The sequence below is a fragment of the Mycobacterium shunyiense genome, from assembly GCF_058270035.1.
Genome location: NZ_JBZDPT010000048.1, coordinates 79357 through 99345, shown reverse-complemented (window position 1 = coordinate 99345; position 19989 = coordinate 79357). Strand labels below are relative to the sequence as shown.

Sequence of the window (19989 nt, the reverse complement as noted above, 5' to 3'; positions counted from 1 at the left end):
GCATGGGCATAGAAACATCCACCATGAAAGCAGCCGTGTACTACGGACCGAACAAGGTCGAGATCGCCGATGTCCCGGAGCCCGACCCCACGCCCGGCACCGTCAAGATCAAAGTCGGTTTCAATGGAATCTGTGGCACTGACCTGCACGAATATTACGCGGGCCCGATTTTTGTGCCCACCGAGCCACATCCGTTGACCGGCAGGCAGTTGCCGCTGACCATGGGGCACGAGTTCTCCGGGACCATCACCGAGGTAGGCGCCGGTGTCACGGGGTATGCGCCCGGCGACCGGGTTGCGATCGAGCCCATTTACCGATGTGGCAATTGCGCACCGTGCCGGGCCGGTACCTACAACGTCTGCCGGCAGATCGGTTTCCACGGCCTGATGTCCGACGGCGGCATGGCCGAGTACACCGTCGTTCCGGCCGACATGTTGCACCGCCTGCCCGACAACGTGTCGCTTGAGCTGGGCGCGTTGGTCGAACCGATGTCGGTCGCCTACCACGCCGCGACGCTCGGGGAGGTCGGTCCGCTGCATACTGCGGTGATCTTCGGGGCCGGGCCGATCGGCATCGGCCTCTGGTTTGCGCTGCGCGGCAAGGGTCTCGACGACGTGTTCGTGGTGGAGCCGTCGCACACCCGGCGCGCGGCGATCGAGACGCTCGGGGCCAGGACCCTGGATCCGACCGCCACCGACGTTCCCGCGTTCATCGCCGATCGCACCGACGGCCGGGGTGCCGACGCGGCGTATGACGCTGCCGGAGTCGCGCCGGCCATCGCCGCGGCGACAGCATGCGTGGGGGCGCGCAGGCCGACGATCAGTGTCGCGATCTACGAGAAACCGCTCGCGACACCGCTGCTCAACCTGGTGATGAACGAATCCCGGATCCAGGGCTCCCTCTGCTACACCTCGGCCGACTTCGAGGCGGTCATCGATCTCATGGCGCAGGGGCTGTACGACCCGAAGGGGTGGGTTACTCCCATTGCCATCGACGACGTGATCGACGAGGGATTCGAGGCTCTGCATGCAGGTAAGAAGATGAAGGTTCTGGTCGACCCGAGCGCAGGTGCATCGTGATATCGCACGGCAAGGCGGCCTGAAATAGCTGACAAAGCAAAAACATTCGAGCATGCCCGGCCGAATTTGACGTGAGGGTCAGTTCGTCGATCGGAGGGTTTTCGTGGCGTCATGTAGTGATGTGGAGCACAATCGGCTGTGATGGCTGGTTCGTCGGTACCCGAGCCCGCGGTTTCCTCTGGTGAGGACCCGCGGCGTTACGCGATGCTGTTGTCGGCGGTGTACGACGCGACCATGTCAGGTGACCGCGCGCCCGCGCGTCCGCGTTCGGTCATCGAAGATTCCTGGAACAGGTTGCGGGCCAAGGGGATCAACCCCGACCATCACATTCCGCCCCGCGTCGAGACCACCGGGCTCGACTTGCTCAGGCAACAGTCGGGGCTCATGTCGGTACTCGACGAGGTCACGCGCGGGCTCGAATCGGTGATCGAAGAGGGCGACAACATCCTGGTCATCGCCGATGCCCGCGGTCGGGTGCTGTGGCGGTCCGGATCGCCGCGGGTGCTGGGCCTCGCCGACCGGCTGGGTTTCATCGAGGGTGCGTCCTGGAGTGAGAACGCGGTGGGCACCAACGGCATCGGCACCGCGCTGGCCTCCCATCGCGCGGTGCAGATCTTCTCGGCCGAGCACTTCCTGCGCAGTCACCACCCGTGGACGTGCGCCGGTGCCCCGATCCGCGATCCGCGCACCGGGCAGGTGATTGGGGTGGTCGACGTGTCGGGCCCGGCTCCGACGGTGCACCCGACGACGGTGGCCCTGGTGGATCTGGTGGCGCGGCTGGCCGAATCCCAGCTCCGCGAAGCGCACGACCGGACGTTGAACCAGCTGCGCGCAGTCGCCGCCCCGATGCTGGCCAGGGTGGGTGGTCCGGCGCTGGCGGTCGACGCCGAAGGCTGGGTGGCGGCCGTGGCGTCATTGCCGATGCACAATCGGATTCTGTTGCCCGAGAATGGTTTACCTGGCCGCGTGTGGATCCCGCCGCTGGGCATGTGCGATGTGGAGTCGTTGCCGGGTGGGTGGCTGGTCCGGGTGGCGGACGACGCGGAGTCCACGGCGGCGCCATCGAAGGTCATCCTCGACCTGCGTGACGGGGAGTCTTCGCTGGAGATGGCCGGCCAGTTCGGCAATTGGCGGCGCAGCATCTCCAGTCGCCATGCAGAGATCCTGCTGGTGCTGGCGACCAGTGAGCAGGGCCGGTCGGCACCGGAACTCGCCGAGGATCTCTACGGTGACCGGTCGCGAGTGGTGACCGTGCGTGCCGAAATGTCGCGCCTGCGTAAGCAGTTCGCCGGCCTCGTGGCGGGTAGGCCCTACCGGTTCGGGGATTCGGTGGTCGTGGACGTTCGGTACCCACAGGACATGTCGATGTTGCTCACCTCGTCGACGGCTCCGGCGGTTCATGCCGTGCGCGGTATACCTTGACCTGATGACGGCCGACCCCACACTCCTGGACGGACTCGACGGCGAGGCCGGTGCGCAGCGCGCCGAGCTGGTCGAATGGCTTCTGGCTCGCGGCATCAGCGCCGATCAGATCCGCCAGGCCGGCACCCCGATGCTGCTCGCCTCGCGCCGGGTTGCCGGAGATGACGGCACCTACGTGTCGACCCGCGAGATCAGCGAGCAGACAGGGCTGGACGTCGAGCTGGTGCAGCGGTTGCAGCGGGCGATGGGGCTGGCGACGGTCGAGGATCCGGACGCTGCGGTGCTGTTGCGGGCCGACGCCGAAGCGGTGGGCTTCGCCGAGCGCTTCCTGGAACTGGGTATCGACCCGGATCAGATCGTGCAGATCACCCGGGTGCTCTCCGAGGGGCTCAGCCGGGCCGCCGAGGTGATGCGCTACGCCGCGCTGGCGGCGGTATTGACACCGGCGGCAACGGAATTGGAAACCGCCAAGGCCAGTGAGGCGCTGGTGGCCGAGGCGGCCCCGCTGATCGGTCCGATGATCTCTGACATGCTGTTCGTGCAATTGCGCCATGCGATGGAGACCGAGGCGGTCAGCGCATCCGAGCGAGCCGAGGGGGTTCCGCTCCCCGGTGCGCGGGTGGTCACCATCGCGTTCGCCGACATCGTGGGGTTCACCCGGCTGGGCGAGGTGGTACAGCCCGAAGACCTTGAGCGGCTGGCGAATCGGCTGGCTGAGGCGGCTCACGAGGTGGCGGTCGGCCCGGTGCGGTTGATCAAGACGATCGGCGATGCGGTGATGCTCGTCAGCACCGATGCGGCGGCGCTTCTGGATGCGGCACTGCGGTTGGTGGCCGTCACCGAAATCGACGAGGAGTTCCCGCGGCTGCGCGTCGGTCTGGCGACCGGGCCTGCGGTGAGCCGGGCCGGAGACTGGTTCGGGGGTTCGGTGAATCTGGCCAGTCGGGTTACCGGGGCGGCCCGGCCCGGGACCGTACTCGTGGCGGAGTCCACCCGGACCGCGGTCGGTGAGGGGGACCGGTTCAGCTGGTCGTTCGCCGGAGCCCGCCACCTCAAGGGCGTCAAGAACGACGTCAAGCTGTTCCGCGCCCGGATCGCGTAGACCTTTATCGAATCTTCATCGAACGACTAGGACAGCCACATCGAGCCTGGGGAACCTTGAGGCATGACGAAACTGATGATGCTGGGTGCCGGCGCGGTCGTGGCGGCGGCCCTGGTGGCCGGCTGTAGCAACCAGTCCACCGACGGGGCGGCCGATGCGACCACCGCCACCTCGGCGACGGCGACGAGCCCGCAGACGCCGGGTGAAGCGGACAACTCGGCGCACAACGACGCCGATGTGATGTTCGCCCAGCACATGATTCCGCACCATCAGCAGGCAGTCGAGATGAGCGACGTGCTGCTGGCCAAGCAGGGCATCGACGCGCGGGTGACCGAACTGGCCACCCAGATCAAGGGTGCGCAGGCTCCGGAGATCGCGCAGATGCAGGGCTGGCTGACGCAGTGGGGTAACCCGCCGATGCCCCCGATGCCGCAGCAGGGCCATGGCGACATGGGCCACGGCAACATGGGGCAGGGCGACATGCCCGCGATGCAGGGCATGGTGTCGGAGGCCGACATGACCGCGCTGCGCAACGCGCAGGGCGCCGAGGCGGCCAAGCTGTACCTGACGCACATGATCGCCCACCACGAGGGCGCGATCACCATGGCTCAGGATGAGATCAAGGACGGTCAGTATCCCGCCGCGGTCGAGATGGCCCGCACCATCGTGAAGACGCAGCAGCAGGAGATCGACACCATGCGCCAGATCCTGGGTTCGCTCTAGCTGGTCGGCAGGATGATCGTGAAGGTGGTCCCGGTACCCGCGCCGGTCGCCGGGCTGCTCACCTCGATCCGTCCGCGGTGCCCTTCGACCAGGGCCTTCACGATCGCCAGCCCGATGCCTGACCCGCCGTGGTCGCGGTCGCGTGCAGTGTCGGCCCGATAGAAGCGTTCGAAGACATGGGGCAGGTGCTCGGCGGGGATGCCCTCGCCGGTATCTGTCACGGTCAGCGTCAGGGTGCCGCTCTCGGGACCGGTGGTGGCGCCGATCGTCACCTGTCCTCCTGCCGGAGTGTGTCGCAGCGCGTTGTCGAGCAGGTTGCCCAGAATCTGGGCCAGCCGGTGCGGATCGGCCCACAACGCCGGCAGGTCCTCGGCGACCTGGGACCGCAAGGTCACGCCCTTGTCGTCGAACCGGTCCTGCGCTGCGGCTACGGCGGCCGCCACCACAGTGCGTGTCGCGACCGGTACCGGGGTGATCGTGGCTGGGCTCTCCTCGGCCTTGGCCAGGGCGGCAGCGTCGCCGGCGAACCGGACCAGCCGGTGGGTCTGCTGGCGCAGCATCGTGACGGTCTCGGGGTCAAGGGTTCTCACGCCGTCCTCGATGGCCTCGAAGTAGGCCTCCAATACCGAAACCGGGGTGCGGATCTCATGAGCAAGGTCGCTGAACAGCCGGCGGCGACCGACGTCGACAGCCTCCAGTCGTCCGGCCATCTGGTTGAACGAGCTGGCCAGGGAGTCGAATTCGTCACCGAGATGGGCCGGTGGTACCCGCGAGTCGTAGTGGCCGTCGGCGATGGCTGTCGCGGCCCGGGTCACCTCGGTCAGGGATCGCTGCAGCCGCCTACCGACATACCAGGTAACGATCAGGGCCGCCAGTATCGCGACGCAGGATGCGACCGCGATCGAGATGGCCGTGGCATAGACGTACGCCTCCTCGGCGTGCATCTGCTCGGCCGAGTCGCCGGAAACCCCTGCGCGGTGCAGATGTTCGCGGAACAGCGGCGGCCCCACGACGGCGGCCACCAGCCCGGTGGTGCCGGCACCCGCGACCAGAACCAGGGCCTGGGCCGACAGCAGCCGGGTGCGCAGACCGACGGTCATCGCCGGCCGTCCTGCCCCGTGCCCATGCGGTATCCGACGCCGCGCACGGTGATCACGTACAGCGGGTCGGCCGGGTCGTCGCCGAGTTTGCGGCGGAGGTGACCGATATGGACGTCGACGAGGTGTTCGTTACCGACATAGGTGGTTTCCCATACGGATTCGAGGAGTTGGCGACGGCTCAGTGCCACTCCGGGCCGGGCCGAGAGAGCGGCAAGCACGTCGAATTCGGTGCGCGTCAGCATGATCGGTTCGTCGTCGAGGAAAACCTGGCGTCCGTCGACGTCGATGCGCAGCGCGCCGAACACCCGGCCGTCGGCCGCCGCGGGGGAGGGGACGCGGGGTCGGCGCAGCATGGCCCGCACTCGGGCCACCAGTTCCCGCGGACTGAACGGTTTGGTCATGTAGTCGTCGGCGCCCACCGACAGGCCGACGATGGTGTCCGTCTCGGTGTCTCTGGCGGTCAGCATCACCACGTAGGCGTCGGAGAACGTACGCAATTGTCGGCAGACTTCCACACCGTCGATGCCGGGCAGGCCGAGGTCCAGGACAACCACGTCGGGGTCGACCTCGCGGGCCAGGCGCAGCGCCTCGGCCCCTTCGTGGGCGACGGTGACCTCGAATTGATCGCGGGTCAGATAGCTGGCGATGACCTCGGCGAGCGGGGCCTCGTCGTCGACCACCAGGGCCCGGTAGCCACCCGGTACGTGCTGCATCAGCCCATAGTGCAGGAGTGGGACGGGGACCATAGGAAATTAATACCCTAGGGGGGTATAGTATGAGACGACTGCCAAGCTGGTTCAGGAGGAAATTGATGAATACCCAGACTGTCACCGTCACCGGCATGACCTGCGGGCACTGCGCCACGTCGGTGCGTGAAGAGGTCGGCGGCATCCCCGGTGTGCGCACCGTCGATGTTGATCTGTCGACCGGGCTGGTGACCATCGGTAGCGAGAACCAGCTGGATCCGTCCGCCATCAGCGATGCGGTCGCCGAGGCCGGCTACGCCGTCGCGAGCTGAGACCACAGTCGATCATGAGTGCGCCGCAGAAGCTCATCGGGTTCGTCGTCGGACTCGTCGTGGTGTTCGCCGTGTCGTTCGGGTTGGGCTCGGCGGTCACGCCGAGCAGCGCCCCGACTGCCGGCCACGACTCCGATCACGCCGCGGCGTACACGCTCCAACTCGATGAGGCCGCACTGCCCGCCGGCGGCACGGTGCCACTGCGGTTCCGGATCGTCGACAGCGCGGGCGTGCCGGTGACCGAGTACGTCGAGAGCCACGAAAAGCTGCTTCATCTGATCGTGGTACGGCGCGACCTCGCCGGCTACCAGCATGTGCATCCGGTGCTCGACGAATCGGGCACGTGGACTGTTCCGCTGGATCTGGCCGAGCCCGGGGACTACCGGGTGTTCGCCGACTTCGTGCCGAGCGACGGTCATGCGGTCACGCTCGGCGCGGATTTGAACGTCGCCGGCAGGTACCAGCCGCAACCGCTGCCCGCGCCTGCCGACATCGCCATGGTCGACGGATATGCGGTCACGCTCGCCGGGGTGGCCAAGGCCGGGCAGCCGTCGGAGCTGACCCTGTCGGTCAGCCGGGACGGCAAGCCGGTGACCGACCTGCAGCCGTACCTGGGCGCCTACGGGCACCTGGTCGCGCTACGCGCGTCGGATCTGGAGTACCTGCACGTCCATCCGATGAGTGATGCCGCCGACCCCGCTACTGCGCCGGGCCCTCAGATCGCCTTTCACGCCACACTTCCCAGCGCCGGTGAGTACCGGTTGTTCCTGGATTTCAAGCACCGCGACGCAGTGCACACCGCCGAATTCACCGTTGAGGGGGCACCGTGAGCACCGCCACCGGCCATGTCGTACTGGAGATCGGTGGGATGACGTGTGCCTCATGTGCCGGACGCATCGAGCGGAAGCTCAACAACCTCGACGGCGTCACCGCGACGGTGAACTTCGCCACCGAGAAGGCCACCGTCGACGTCGCGGGCGAGGTGACGCCCGAACAGCTGATCGAAGCCGTCGAAACCGCAGGCTACACAGCACAATTGCCTGCCACCGAGCCGGCCGGGCACCATCCCGAGGACGATCCGACCGCGGCACTGCGCACCCGGCTCATGGTGTCGGCGGCGCTGACCATCCCGGTGGTGGCCATGGCGATGGTCCCGGTGCTGCAGTTCACCAACTGGCAGTGGCTCTCGCTGACGCTGGCCGCGCCCGTTGTGGTGTGGGGCGCGCTGCCGTTCCATCGCGCGGCATGGACGAATCTGCGGCACGGCACCGCCACCATGGACACGCTCATCTCGATGGGCACCATCGCGGCATTCGGCTGGTCGCTGTACGCGCTGTTCTGGGGTACCGCCGGGATGCCGGGCATGACGCATCCGTTCTCGCTGGCGATTTCACAGACCGACGGCACCGGCAACATCTACCTTGAGGTCGCCGCAGGCGTCACCACCTTCATTCTGGCCGGCCGGTACTTCGAGGCGCGTTCCAAGCGGCGCGCCGGCGCGGCCCTGCGTGCGTTGCTGGAGCTCGGTGCCAAGGACGTCGCCGTTCTCCGAGACGGTGTGGAACAACGCATTCCCATCGAGTCACTGTCTGTGGGCGACGAATTCGTGGTCCGTCCCGGCGAGAAGATCGCCACCGACGGAGAGGTGGTCGAGGGCTCGTCGGCGGTGGATGCCTCGATGCTCACCGGCGAATCGGTTCCGGTCGAAGTGGAAGCCGGCGACCAGGTCGTCGGTGCCACGGTCAACGTCGGCGGCCGGCTCGTGGTGCGCGCCAAGCGGATCGGATCCGACACCCAGCTGGCCCAGATGGCGCAGCTGGTCGAGGACGCGCAATCCGGAAAAGCGCAGGCACAACGCCTCGCGGACCGGGTGTCGGCGGTCTTCGTGCCGATCGTCATCGCGCTCGCGGTGGGCACGCTCGGGTTCTGGTTGGGCACCGGCGGATCGGTGGCCGCGGCGTTCACCGCCGCGGTGGCGGTGCTGATCATCGCCTGCCCGTGCGCGCTGGGCCTGGCCACCCCGACCGCGCTCCTGGTCGGTACCGGCCGCGGCGCCCAGCTCGGCATCCTGATCAAGGGGCCCGAGGTTCTTGAGTCGACCCGCCACGTGGACACCGTGGTGCTGGACAAGACCGGGACGGTGACCACCGGGGCGATGACACTGCTCGACATGATCACCGCCGCCGGTGAGGATCCCGCCGAGGTGCTGCGGTTGGCCGGCGCGGTCGAGGACGGCTCCGAGCATCCGATCGCCCGGGCCATCGCCAAGGGCGCCCGCGACAAGCTGGGCGAGCTCCCCTCGGTCGAGGATTTCGCCAACGTGGCGGGCCTCGGGGTACAGGGCGTCGTCGACGGCCACGCCCTCGTGGTCGGGCGATGTCAACTGCTCGCCGACTGGGGACAGCAGTTGCCTCCGAACCTGGACACCGCGACGCGCGAGGCGCAGAGCCAGGGCCGCACCGCCATTGCCGTCGGGTGGGACGGCCAGGCGCGTGCCGTGCTGGTGGTCGCCGACGCGGTGAAGCCCACCTCCAAGGAGGCGATCGAGCAGCTGCGCGGCCTCGGTCTGGAGCCGATCATGCTGACCGGCGACAACGAGGCAGCAGCGCATGCCATCGCCGAACAGGTCGGCGTGCACGAGGTTTACGCCGAGGTACTGCCACAGGACAAGGTCGATGTGGTCAAACGGCTGCAGGACGAGGGCCGGGTGGTGGCCATGGTCGGCGACGGTGTCAACGACGCCGCGGCATTGGCTCAGGCAGACCTCGGCCTGGCCATGGGAACCGGCACCGACGTGGCGATCGAGGCCAGCGATCTGACGCTGGTGCGTGGTGACCTACGGGCCGCCGCCGACGCCATCCGGCTGTCCCGGCGCACGCTGGCCACCATCAAGGGGAATCTGTTCTGGGCCTTCGCCTACAACGTCGCAGCATTGCCGCTGGCGGCGGCCGGACTGCTCAACCCCATGCTTGCCGGTGCGGCGATGGCGTTCTCGTCGGTGTTCGTGGTCAGTAACAGCCTGCGGCTGAGACGTTTCCGATGAAGTCGCTCGCGGCCCTGATGGCGATCGTCCTGTGGGCGGCCGCCTTTGCCGGGCTGGCCAAGATCACCGATCACGATCACCCGGCACACCTGCCGCACCCGGTCGCTGCGGCAATCGGTTTCGACAGTGGTGAGCTGACGCTCGATCACCCACATATCGGAGACGATGCCCCTTCACACATGCCGGACGGATTCACCGCCGCCGTGCTCCCGAGGAATTACCTTGCCGTGGCGGCGTTCTCGATGGTTGTTCTCATCGTCGGCTGCGCGGTGCTGTGCGGGTGTGCCGCCGTTCGGGCGCAGCGGGGTCCACCTGACCGTCATCGGATCCCACTCGCCGGACAAGCACTGCTGCTCCGGATCTGTATCGCGCGCCGCTGACAGACAGCGTCTTGACGCTGTCCAGGTCAGTCGCCGCGCTCTGCGCGGTCCGATACAGAATCGACGAATCCATGAACCATGCCCTGTCCACCCGTTCTTTCCACGTTCTGCGCCGAAACCGTGGGCCCAACACCATGGTCGGCCACACTCCCACCCTGTGGGTGTCCACTCCGTTCGCCGATGCCGGGCGCGGATTCTGGGCCAAGCTCGAGGGCTTCAATCCTGGGGGGATGAAGGATCGCCCCGCCATGCACATGGTGGAGCAGGCCCGGGCCCGAGGTGACCTGAAACCCGGTGGCCGCATCATCGAATCAACCAGTGGCACATTGGGGCTGGGGCTCGCCTTCGCCGGAACGATCTATCACCATCCGGTGACCCTGGTGACCGATCCGGGCCTTGAGCCCATCATCGAGCGCATGTTGACCGCCTACGGTGCCGAGGTTTCGACGGTCACCGAACCACACCCCGCCGGAGGCTGGCAGCAGGCCCGGCGGGACCGGGTGGCCGAACTGCTCGCGGCCGACGACACTTCGTGGTACCCGGACCAATACAACAACCCGGACAACGTCGAGGCCTATCGGCCGCTCGCATTGGAACTGAACGCGCAGATCGGCCGGGTCGACGTGCTGGTCTGCTCGGTCGGAACGGGCGGGCATTCGGCCGGCGTGGCGCGGGTCCTGCGGGAACTCAACCCGGACCTGCGCCTGATCGGCGTGGACACGATCGGCTCGACCATCTTCGGTCAGCCTGCCGCGACCCGCGTCATGCGGGGCCTCGGCTCGAGCATCTATCCCCGCAATGTGGACTACGGCGCGTTCGACGAGGTCCACTGGGTGACTCCGGCCGACGCGGTGTGGGCCGCCCGGACGCTGGCGTCGACGTACTACGCCAGCGGGGGATGGAGCGTCGGGGCGGTCGGTCTGGTGGCCGGCTGGGCGGCACGAAACCATCCGCCGGGCACCACGATTGCCGCGGTGTTCCCTGACGGCCCACAGCGGTACTTCGACACGGTTTACAACGACGACTACTGCCGTGATCTCGGTCTGCTCGATCACCAACCGGCCGATGAACCCGAGACGATCGACACTCCAGGCGATCGCGTGGTGCAGTCTTGGACCCGCTGCGAGACGGTCACCGACCCGATGGCGGTCGCCGGATGAGCGGACTCATCGCACAGTTCCGTAGTTTCGACCTGCCGAGTCGGTTGTTGATGGTCAATCAGTTCGGCATCAACCTGGGCTTCTACATGCTGATGCCGTACCTGGCCGGCTATCTGGCCGGCCCGCTCGGTCTGGCCGCGTGGGCGGTGGGGCTCGTGCTGGGCGTGCGGAATTTCTCGCAGCAGGGCATGTTCATCGTCGGCGGCACTCTGGCCGACCGGCTGGGGTACAAGCCGCTGATCGTCGCCGGGTGTCTGTTGCGCACCGCGGGGTTCGGGCTGCTCGTTGTCGCGGACTCGTTGCCGGCGATGCTCATCGCCTCGGCGGCAACAGGTTTCGCCGGGGCCCTGTTCAACCCCGCGGTGCGGGCGTATCTGGCCGCCGACGCCGGTGACCGGCGGGTCGAGGCCTTCGCCACCTTCAACGTGTTCTACCAGGCCGGAATCCTGTTGGGTCCGCTGGCCGGAATGGCGTTGCTGGCCTTCGATTTCCGGGTGACTGCCGGAGTTGCGGCCGGGGTGTTCGCGGTGCTGACCGTGGCTCAGCTGCTGGCACTGCCGCGGCACCGTGCCGAGCCTGCCGAGCAGCGGAGTTCAGTGTTGGAGGATTGGCGTAGCGTCGTCGCCAACCGCGGGTTCGTGTTGTTCGCAGTGGCGATGATCGGCTCCTACGTACTGTCGTTCCAGGTGTATCTGGCATTGCCGCTGCAGGCGGCACAGCTGCGCCCCGGAAACGAGACCGCACTGGTGGCAGCGATATTCGTGGTGTCCGGTCTGATCGCGGTGGGTGGCCAGCTACGGATCACGCGGTGGTTCGCCGACCGCTGGGGGCCGCGGCGCAGCCTGGTGGTGGGCCTGCTGGTGCTGGCGGCGGCCTTCGTTCCGATGGCGGTGGTGCCCGACGGCGACCGGTTCGGGCCGGCCGCTGCGGTGGCGGCACTGCTCGTCTCGTCGGCACTGCTGGCGCTGGGCTCGGCCGCGGTGTTCCCGTTCGAGATGGACACCGTCGTGACGCTGTCGGGAGATCGACTGGTCGCCACCCACTACGGGTTCTACAACACCGTCGTCGGCGTCGGGATCCTGCTGGGCAACCTGGCCACCGGCTCGTTGATCGGTGCCGCGCGCGCCGCGGACCTCGCCGAGCTGGTGTGGCTGGGCCTCACAGCGATCGGGCTGGTGTCCGCGGCGGCGCTCTACGCGTTGACGAGGGACGGCGGGAAGCTCGCGCCCGCGTCGCTCACTGCATCGGAACGGTGACGCCCTCCGAGGGCTGCACGATCACAAATCCGTTGCCGTGGAACGAGACCTGCACGGCCTCGCCGGAACCCCGGCCGATCAGCGCGCCCGCCTTGAAACTCGTCTTGAGCTGAGTCTGAAGGTGTGCCGACCAGGCCACCACGGCATTGGTGTCGGCGTAGGTCGGGGCTTCGGCGGCGTCGAGCACGACCGGCGGACCGTCGGTCGTCAGCGCCACCCATCCGGTGCCGCGCAGTGTGGTGTTGAACAGGCCGCCGGTGGCGATGCTGCCGCCGCGGACCCGTTCGATGTTCCAGTCCAGGCTCGACGAGAAGGCCAGCACGTTCTTGCCACTGACCGACAGACCCGAGTTGGACAGCTGCAGCAGGTGCACGTCGAAACCTTGATCGGCCAGGAACACATCGCCGGAACCCTGGCAGCGCATCAGCGGAAGACCTTCGCCGGTGAGGGCCTTCTTGATGAACTTCGATGCGCCGCCGCCCTCGAAGGCGAAGTCGACGTTGCCCTGGTAGGCGACCATCGAACCCTGCCGGGCCATGAACGGGTCACCCAGGCGGACCCGCAGCATCTTCTTGTTCTGGTTGGCGATCGGCGTCGCCTCTTTCTCGCTGAACCGGCCGTCGACGAGTTCGCCGCTGATGCCGGCGAACCCGCCACCCTGGGTCTGGGCCTGAACCTGTGCCTGCTGCGCCTGTGTCTGCTGCGCCTGTGCCTGCTGCGCCTGCGGTTGCTGCGCCTGCGGTCGCTGCGGCGTTGCTCCCATCGGCGCGCGGCCGGCCTGGCCCTGATGGGATACCTGATCGGTCCAGGATTGCCCGTCCCACCACCGGTATTCGTAGCGGCCCTCGGGATCAGGCAGCCAACCGGGTTGCGGGGTTCCGTTCACAGTCATCGCCTCAGGCTACAGATGGAGCACCGATCTGAACGGTGTCCGACCGGTGCTTTCAGGTCGCGTTCGTAGCCAAGTGGCGAAATTTTTGCCGCGGCGCTGCCACAGCGTCACGAACGGGGCGAACCCCTGGCATTCTGGTGCCATGGCAAAGGAAATCGACCCGCTCCGTGCCCAGGGTGCGCTCGCGGTCTTGAAGCAGCACCCCGGCATGGTGCTGTTCGCCGTGTCACCGGCGATCATCGTGCTGGGCGCCGTGTGGTGGATCGCCGGCCCGGGCTGGGCGGGGTTGCTGCTGGTCGCCCTGGTCCTGGCCGGTGGCGCCGCCCTGCTGCTCAAGCGCAACTAGACCGGAAACCAAGAATTGGCGTTCGCCGGTGGTGAACGCCGTCCCATCAGCAATGTAACGGTGTAATCATGTAATCATGAATAAACATCAACACCATCGCCGGTCTGCGGACGAGGCCGCCGAGTGGTTCGCGGGCCGCCTGCCCGACACCTGGTTCACCGGCGATCCGACTGTGATCGTCGACCGTGAAGAGATCACCGTCATAGGCCGGCTTCCTGATCCGGAGGAAGCCGAGACCAAAGCCCGGGCCTCCGGGCGGGCGTCGCGGTTCCGGGAGGAGACACGCGGTGAGCGCATGCGCATCGCCGACGAGGCTCAGGGCCGTTTCGACCGGAAGGTCTCCTGGGGCGTGGAAATAGGCACCGGGGTGGGCGACGACGACGATGTGGAGCGAATCTTGTTCACGCACATCGCCGTACCGGTGATGACGCGCCTCAAGCAGCCCGAGCGTCAGGTACTCGACACCTTGGTCGATGCCGGTGTGGCGCGGTCCCGCTCGGACGCGCTGGCCTGGTCCGTGCGACTGGTCGGCCAGCACACCGAGGAGTGGCTGGACAAGCTGCGCGACGCGATGAAGGCGGTCGACGATCTACGTGCCGAGGGTCCCGGCTCCTAGAGTCGCTCGACTCCCACATATACCGAGCCCAGCGCCGATGTTTGCGACAGCGGATCTATCGATGTCCGGTCGGCCAGCAGGTTGCGGTTGACCCCGTAGGTATCCGGTGGGCTGCCCTTACGGGGGTCGAATACTCCTGAGCCCCAGCCGTGATCGAGCACGACGACCCCGCGGCGCGGCCGGTCGCTGAGGGCCGCGGTCACCTCCAGTCGCCCGGTCGGTGAGAACACCCGAACCCGGTCGCCTGACGCGATTCCCAGCGCGGCGGCGTCCTCGGGGTGCAGCAGTACCTCGTTTCCCTTGCCGCCCGGATGCAGGCCGGGCAGTTCGTTCAGCCACGAATTCATCGAATGCCGTCGGCGCCGGTTGCCCAGCAGGAACGGGAACCCCTCCGGCGCTTCGGGATCCGGTGTGGCGAGCAGTTCACGGGCTCGGGCCACGAACTCGGCGGGAGCCGCATGGACCTTGTGGTCCGGGGTGCGCAACGCCTCGCGGAACCGGCCGAACTGCCGCGGGCCGAGCACCAGGCCGTGCGGATGAGCTTTGAGCTCGCGCCAGGTGAGCTTGTGCCCGTCGACCTTGCGTGAGGTCAGGATGATCAGTCGGTCCATCCAGTGCGGCCCGAAGGCCAACCCGGGCCGCCGGGTCCGCGCCGCCAGCCACCGGGTCGCGCGGATGAACCCGTTGAAGCCCTTGGCGCCGAACAGCGGGCGGCGCATCGCCAACGCCAGATCGGTGAACACCTGCCACTCCTCGCGGGCGCCGGCCGGCGGTTCGACGGCCTTCCCGCCGTACTGCACGTACGGCTCGTCGTGCATACCGCTGGTGAAGGCCAGCAGATCGTCGCGTTCGAGCCAGTGCGCCGCGGGCAGCAGCCAGTGCGCGTGCCGGTGACTCTCGCGTTGCACCAGATCGATGGCCACCAGCAGGTCCAACTGAGCCAGAGCCTCGTCGAGCCTGGCCCCGTCGGGCCCCGAGATCACCGGGTTACCGGAATTGATCAGCAGGGCACGGATCTGGCCGCGGCCCGGCGTGGCGATCTCGTCGGGCAGCTCGGCCAACGCGTGCGCCCCGGCGACCAGCTCACGCCCCGCCACCCGGCTGGTGTGCGGGCGGGTGGCCGCCAACCCGGCCAGCCGCAGCGTGTCGACGTACCCCGGCTCGAAGCGACGACCACCCGGGCGGTCCATCCGCCCGGTGATCAGGTTGAGCACATGGCCTAGCCATTCCGCCACGGTGCCCGCGGCATGGAGCGAGACCCCGGTACGGGTAATCGCCATCGCCCCTGGCGCCGAGGCGAATTCGCGAGCCACCCGCTCGATCACGTCGCGGGGGACATCGCAGCGTGCCGCCAGGTCGTCGAGGTCGGCTTCGCCAGTCAGCCCACGTAGGTCCGCCACCCCGACGGCCAGCTCGGCACAGTCGGCGCGGTGTTCGCGACCCTCGTCGAGAATCACCTTGACCATCGCCAGTAGCAGCGCCCAATCCGTACCGGGTCGCACGGGCAGATGGAGGTCCGCGGCCTGCGCGCTCTCGGTGCGGAGCGGGTCCACCACCACGATGCGGGCGCCCCGCTTCTGGCGGGCCAATGCCCGGCGCCAGCCGCCCGGCACCGATTCCACCCAGTTCCACGCGCTCACGGCAGGATTGGCGCCGATGATCAGAAAGTAGTCACAGTTGTCGACATCGGAGACGGGCACCATCAGTGGTGATCCGTACATGGCTTCGGCCACCACGTGCAGCGCGTTCTGGTCCACCGAGCCGACGGCGTAGCGGTTGTACGTTCCGACGGCGTCCAGCCAGGCGTTCATGAATACGAGGTTCGAGGACGAGTAACCGGCCGGGTTGCCGTAGTAGGCGGCCACCGCATCCGGGCCCCCGGCCTCGATGATCCGGTTCATGCGCTGGGCGATGTCGCTGATCGCCTCGTCCCAGCTCGCCTCGACGTAGCGGTCACCTACCCGGCGCATCGGCGCCACGATCCGCCGCGGGTGCTCCACGACCTGACCGGCCGTGCGGCCCTTCGCGCAGAAATCACCCCAGGTGTGCGGGTTGAGCTTGTCGGGACCGATCTTGACGACGCGATTGTCCTCGACCGTCACCTCGAGACCGCAGGAGGCCAGGCAGTACCGGCAGAACGTGTGCACGGTACGGGTCGTCATTACAGTGACACTACAATTTGTAATGGAGTTGCGTTGCTAAACCTGCGTCATCTCCCAGTACCGACCATGCCGCGACATGAGTTCCTCGTGGGTGCCGCGCTCGATGATCCGGCCGGCGTCCATCACCAGGATCAGGTCGGCATCCCGGATGGTCGAAAGCCGGTGGGCGATGATGAAACACGTCCGGTCCCGGCGCAATTCGGCCATCGCCTGCTGGATCAGGAGTTCGGTGCGGGTGTCCACCGCGCTGGTGGCCTCGTCGAGCACCAGCACCTTCGGCCGGGCCAGCACCGCACGGGCGATCGTGATCAGCTGCTTCTCACCGGCGCTGATGGCACCGCCGTCATCGTCGACCCGGGTGTCGTACCCGTTCGGCAGGGTGTGCACGAACCGGTCCACGTATGCCGCCCTGGCCGCCTCGATCACCTCGTCCTCGGACGCGTCGGGCCGGCCGTAGGCGATGTTGTCGTAGATGGTGCCGCCGAACAGCCAGGTGTCCTGCAGCACCATGCCGATCGAGGACCGAAGCGATTGCCGGCTCACCGTCGAGATGTCGACACCGTCGATCAGGATCCGGCCGGAATCGACGTCGTAGAACCTCATCAGCAGGTTCACGCAGGTGGTCTTGCCCGCGCCGGTGGGGCCGACGATCGCCACGGTACAACCAGGCTCGGCCACCAGAGAGAGGTCTTCGATCACCGGGGTGTCCGGTAGGTAGCCGAAGTTCACCTGCTCGAATTCGACCCGGCCGCTGTGGATCTCGAGGTCAGTGGCCGGCTCGGAGGACTGCTCGTCGGCGTCGAGCAGCTCGAAGACCCGTTCAGCGCTGGCGATTCCGGACTGCAGCGTGTTGTACATCCCGGCCACCTGGCCCAGCGGTTGGTTGAACTGCCGCACGTACTGGATGAATGCCTGGATGCTGCCCAGCGTGATCTGTCCGGTCGCCACCTGTAACCCACCCACCACGGCGACGGCCACGTAGCTGAGGTTGCCGATGAACATCGTCGTCGGGCCGACGAGTCCAGAGAAGAACTGCGCCCCGATGCTGGACCGGTAGACCTCGTCGTTGAGTTCGTCGAACTTCCGCTGGGCGGCCTCCCGGTGCCCGAAGGTCTTGACGATCGTGAAACCGCTGTAGGTCTCCTCGATGTGCGCCGCGAGCCGGCCGGTGTTGCGCCACTGCGCCACGAACAAGGGCTGCGACCGACGGGTGATCCAGCGGATGGCCCACAGCGCCAGCGGCACGGTGACGACGGTGAGCAGGGTCAGCAGTGGCGAGATGGTCAGCATCATCACCAGCACCGCGAACACGGTCAGCACCGACGTCAGCAGTTGGCTGACGGTCATCGCCACCGAGCTCTGCATGTTGTCGATGTCGTTGGTAACCCGGCTGAGTACCTCGCCACGCTGCCGGGAATCGAAGTAGGACAGTGGGAGTCGGTGCAGCTTGTCCTCGACGTCGGCCCGCAGCGCCACCATGGTGCGCTGCACCGTGACGTTGAGCAACTGCGCCTGCAGCCAGACCAGCACCGCGGCAAGCAGATACAGGCCCAGCGCCAGGGCCAGGGTGCGGGCCACCGCGGCAAAGTCCACCCCGTGGCCGGGAACCACGTTCATTCCCGACAGCAGGTCGGCGAACGTCGTATCGCCGCGGGCCCGGGCGGCCGCTACGGCCTGCTCCTTGGTCAGGCCCGCGGGTAGTCCGCGTCCGATCACACCGTTGAACAGCAGATCGGTCGCGTGCCCGAGAATCCGGGGGCCGATCACGCCGATCGCGATACCACCCATTCCGAGCAACACCACCGAGATCGCCAGGCCACGTTGTGGCAACAGGCGCCTGAGCAGCCGAAGGGCCGATCCGCGGAAGTCTCGGGTGCGCGCGACCGGTGCGACAGGCGTCCCCGAGCGGCGCAGCACGTGCCCGGTCATCGCGGATCTCCGGCAGTGATGGCCTGCGACGCCGCGAACTCGGCGTAGGTGGGACAGTCGGTCAGCAACGACTCGTGCGTACCGATGCCGACGATACGGCCGTCCTCGACCACGACAACCTGGTCGGCCTCGATCACCGTCGAGATCCGTTGCGACACGATGACCACGGTGGCGTCGGCCGACACTTCGCGCAGCGCGGTGCGTACCCGGGCATCGGTGTGCACATCGAGGGCTGACAGCGCATCGTCGAACAGGTAGATCGCGGGCCTGCGGATCACCGCACGTGCGATCGCCAGCCGTTGGCGCTGCCCGCCCGAGAAATTGATGCCGCCCTGCGCCACCAAGCGGCCCAGCCCCTCGGGGTGGGCCGCCACGAAGTCGTCGGCCGCCGCGATCCGCAGCGCCTCCCACATCTGTTCGTCGGTGAGTTCCTGTCCCGGCGCAGCGCCGTAGCGCAGATTCTCGGCGATGGTTCCGGAGAACAGATAGCCGCGTTGGGGGACCAGGCCGATCGACGACCACAGCTGTTCGAGGTCGAGTTCACGCACGTCGACGCCGTCGACGCGCACCGCGCCCGCGGTGACGTCGTAGAACCGGCAGATCAGGGCCAGCAGGGTGGATTTGCCGGATCCGGTGGATCCGACGACAGCGGTGGTGGTTCCGCGCTCCACGCGCATCGAGACCTGCTGCAGCACTGGGCGATCGGCGCCGGGATAGCTGAATGACGCGTCGTGGAACTCGATCTCGCCGGCTATGGACACCGGTCGGACCGGGTCGGGTGGGCTGGTGATCTGAGGCCGGGTGTCCAGTACACCGCTGACACGCTCGGCGCAGACCGCGGCGCGCGGAAGCATCACTGCCAGGACCGTCGCCATCAACACGGCCATCAGAATCTGCATGAAGTAGGCCAGGAACGCGATCAGTGAGCCCACCTGCATGTGGCCGGAGTCGATGCGCAGTCCGCCGAACCAGATCAGCGCGACGCTGGAGATGTTGATCACCAGGGTGGTGGCGGGCAGCATCAGCGCCTGCCACCGACCGGCCTCCAGCGCGGTGGTCGACAGGGACTGGTTGGCATCGGCGAAGCGGTGCTGCTCGAAGGGTTCGCGCGCAAACGCGCGGATCACCCGGATGCCGGACAGCTGATCGCGCATCACCCGGTTGATGCCGTCGATCACCTTCTGCATGCGACGGAAGATCGGCCACAGGTGTCTGATGATCCAGAAGTTCGCCAGTGCCATCACCGGAACACTGACCAGCAACAGCCACGACAGTCCGGCGTCCTGGTGCAACGCCATCAGGATTCCGCCGATCGACATGATCGGCGCGGTGATCAGGATGGTGGCGGTCATCTGCAGCAGCTGCTGGATCTGGCCGACGTCGTTGGTGGTGCGCGTCAGCAGCGACGGGGCGCCGAAGCGGGCCGTCTCCTCGGCCGAGAACGTGGTGACGTGGTGAAAGATCGCCGAACGCAGGTCGCGGCCGAAACTCATGGCGGCGCGCGATCCGAAGAACACCGCGCCGATCGCGCATGCCACCTGCAGACCGGTGACACCGAGCATCACCCCGCCGAGTTCGACGATGCGCCGGGTGTCGCCCTTGGCCACGCCGTCGTCGATGATCGCGGCGTTGACCGTCGGCAGATAGAGCGACGCCAGGGTGCTGATCACCTGCAGTGCCGCGACGATGGCGAGCAGCCGCCGGTACGGCCGCACGTACCGTCGCAGCAGCGCCCAGAGCATCTGGCTACTCTTGCACACC

The 19989-nt window shown here is 67.5% G+C and carries 18 protein-coding genes; 12 read left to right on the top strand and 6 right to left on the bottom strand.

Annotation, left to right across the window (positions count from 1 at the left end):
* The first annotated feature begins 23 nt into the window (after positions 1-23).
* The 4 genes from AC4ELS_RS31770 to AC4ELS_RS31755 all read left to right on the top strand — a co-directional run bounded on the left by AC4ELS_RS31770 (position 24) and on the right by AC4ELS_RS31755 (position 4326).
* On the top strand, positions 24-1079 hold the full coding sequence (locus AC4ELS_RS31770) for a 2,3-butanediol dehydrogenase (RefSeq protein ID WP_499050907.1): 1056 nt from the start codon (positions 24-26) through the stop codon (positions 1077-1079).
* 141 nt (positions 1080-1220) lie between these two features.
* Positions 1221-2501: a GAF domain-containing protein gene (locus AC4ELS_RS31765; protein ID WP_499050904.1), complete on the top strand. Its 1281-nt coding sequence runs from the start codon at positions 1221-1223 to the stop codon at positions 2499-2501.
* Positions 2502-2505: 4 nt separating this feature from the next.
* The gene (locus AC4ELS_RS31760; RefSeq protein WP_448448349.1) at positions 2506-3603 is read left to right on the top strand and encodes an adenylate/guanylate cyclase domain-containing protein; all 1098 of its coding nucleotides are present in this window, start codon (positions 2506-2508) and stop codon (positions 3601-3603) included.
* 63 nt (positions 3604-3666) lie between these two features.
* Positions 3667-4326, top strand: a complete 660-nt coding sequence (locus tag AC4ELS_RS31755) for a DUF305 domain-containing protein (protein ID WP_448448350.1) — start codon at positions 3667-3669, stop codon at positions 4324-4326.
* Here AC4ELS_RS31755 and AC4ELS_RS31750 read toward each other — a convergent pair.
* Both AC4ELS_RS31750 and AC4ELS_RS31745 read right to left on the bottom strand, forming a co-directional pair.
* On the bottom strand, positions 4323-5426 hold the full coding sequence (locus AC4ELS_RS31750) for a HAMP domain-containing sensor histidine kinase (protein WP_499050901.1): 1104 nt from the start codon (positions 5424-5426) through the stop codon (positions 4323-4325). The genes AC4ELS_RS31755 and AC4ELS_RS31750 overlap by 4 nt on opposite strands.
* Positions 5423-6139 carry a response regulator gene (locus AC4ELS_RS31745; RefSeq protein ID WP_448448352.1) on the bottom strand — a complete coding sequence of 239 codons (717 nt, stop codon included), beginning with the start codon at positions 6137-6139 and terminating at the stop codon, positions 5423-5425. Before AC4ELS_RS31745 ends, AC4ELS_RS31750 begins: the two co-directional genes overlap by 4 nt.
* Positions 6140-6237: 98 nt before the next feature.
* Between AC4ELS_RS31745 and AC4ELS_RS31740 the strand changes: the two genes are divergently transcribed.
* From AC4ELS_RS31740 to AC4ELS_RS31715, 6 genes are all read left to right on the top strand, one after another.
* On the top strand, positions 6238-6444 hold the full coding sequence (locus AC4ELS_RS31740; RefSeq protein ID WP_064879659.1) for a heavy-metal-associated domain-containing protein: 207 nt from the start codon (positions 6238-6240) through the stop codon (positions 6442-6444).
* Positions 6445-6458: 14 nt separating this feature from the next.
* A complete protein-coding gene (locus tag AC4ELS_RS31735; RefSeq protein ID WP_448448353.1) occupies positions 6459-7274 on the top strand; it encodes a DUF8832 domain-containing protein in 816 nt (271 codons plus the stop codon).
* The gene (locus tag AC4ELS_RS31730; protein WP_498888326.1) at positions 7271-9487 is read left to right on the top strand and encodes a heavy metal translocating P-type ATPase; all 2217 of its coding nucleotides are present in this window, start codon (positions 7271-7273) and stop codon (positions 9485-9487) included. The genes AC4ELS_RS31735 and AC4ELS_RS31730 overlap by 4 nt, the downstream gene beginning before the upstream one ends.
* Positions 9484-9867, top strand: coding sequence for a putative copper homeostasis (lipo)protein LpqS (gene lpqS / locus AC4ELS_RS31725; RefSeq protein WP_064879655.1), 384 nt, complete (start codon positions 9484-9486; stop codon positions 9865-9867). Before AC4ELS_RS31730 ends, lpqS begins: the two co-directional genes overlap by 4 nt.
* A 71-nt stretch (positions 9868-9938) precedes the next feature.
* Positions 9939-11027, top strand: a complete 1089-nt coding sequence (locus AC4ELS_RS31720; protein ID WP_499050898.1) for a PLP-dependent cysteine synthase family protein — start codon at positions 9939-9941, stop codon at positions 11025-11027.
* The gene (locus AC4ELS_RS31715; protein WP_463793855.1) at positions 11024-12283 is read left to right on the top strand and encodes an MFS transporter; all 1260 of its coding nucleotides are present in this window, start codon (positions 11024-11026) and stop codon (positions 12281-12283) included. The genes AC4ELS_RS31720 and AC4ELS_RS31715 overlap by 4 nt, the downstream gene beginning before the upstream one ends.
* On the opposite strand, the gene AC4ELS_RS31710 is transcribed toward AC4ELS_RS31715, so the two are convergent.
* Positions 12264-13175 carry an AIM24 family protein gene (locus AC4ELS_RS31710; RefSeq protein ID WP_499050895.1) on the bottom strand — a complete coding sequence of 304 codons (912 nt, stop codon included), beginning with the start codon at positions 13173-13175 and terminating at the stop codon, positions 12264-12266. The two genes, AC4ELS_RS31715 and AC4ELS_RS31710, sit on opposite strands and share 20 nt — an antisense overlap.
* A 142-nt stretch (positions 13176-13317) precedes the next feature.
* On the opposite strand from AC4ELS_RS31710, the gene AC4ELS_RS31705 reads away from it, so the two are divergent.
* Positions 13318-13521, top strand: a complete 204-nt coding sequence (locus AC4ELS_RS31705) for a hypothetical protein (RefSeq protein ID WP_036448363.1) — start codon at positions 13318-13320, stop codon at positions 13519-13521.
* Positions 13522-13597: 76 nt separating this feature from the next.
* The gene (abmR, locus tag AC4ELS_RS31700; RefSeq protein ID WP_064958012.1) at positions 13598-14137 is read left to right on the top strand and encodes an ATP-binding transcription factor AbmR; all 540 of its coding nucleotides are present in this window, start codon (positions 13598-13600) and stop codon (positions 14135-14137) included.
* On the opposite strand, the gene AC4ELS_RS31695 is transcribed toward abmR, so the two are convergent.
* The 3 genes from AC4ELS_RS31695 to AC4ELS_RS31685 are packed head-to-tail and all read right to left on the bottom strand — an operon-like array spanning position 14134 to position 19970.
* Positions 14134-16299, bottom strand: coding sequence for a molybdopterin-containing oxidoreductase family protein (locus tag AC4ELS_RS31695; RefSeq protein ID WP_448448358.1), 2166 nt, complete (start codon positions 16297-16299; stop codon positions 14134-14136). The two genes, abmR and AC4ELS_RS31695, sit on opposite strands and share 4 nt — an antisense overlap.
* Before the next feature lie 36 nt (positions 16300-16335).
* Positions 16336-18228, bottom strand: coding sequence for an ABC transporter ATP-binding protein (locus AC4ELS_RS31690; RefSeq protein ID WP_448448359.1), 1893 nt, complete (start codon positions 18226-18228; stop codon positions 16336-16338).
* Positions 18225-19970, bottom strand: coding sequence for an ABC transporter ATP-binding protein (locus AC4ELS_RS31685; protein ID WP_448448360.1), 1746 nt, complete (start codon positions 19968-19970; stop codon positions 18225-18227). Before AC4ELS_RS31685 ends, AC4ELS_RS31690 begins: the two co-directional genes overlap by 4 nt.
* Between the last annotated feature and the right edge of the window lie 19 nt (positions 19971-19989).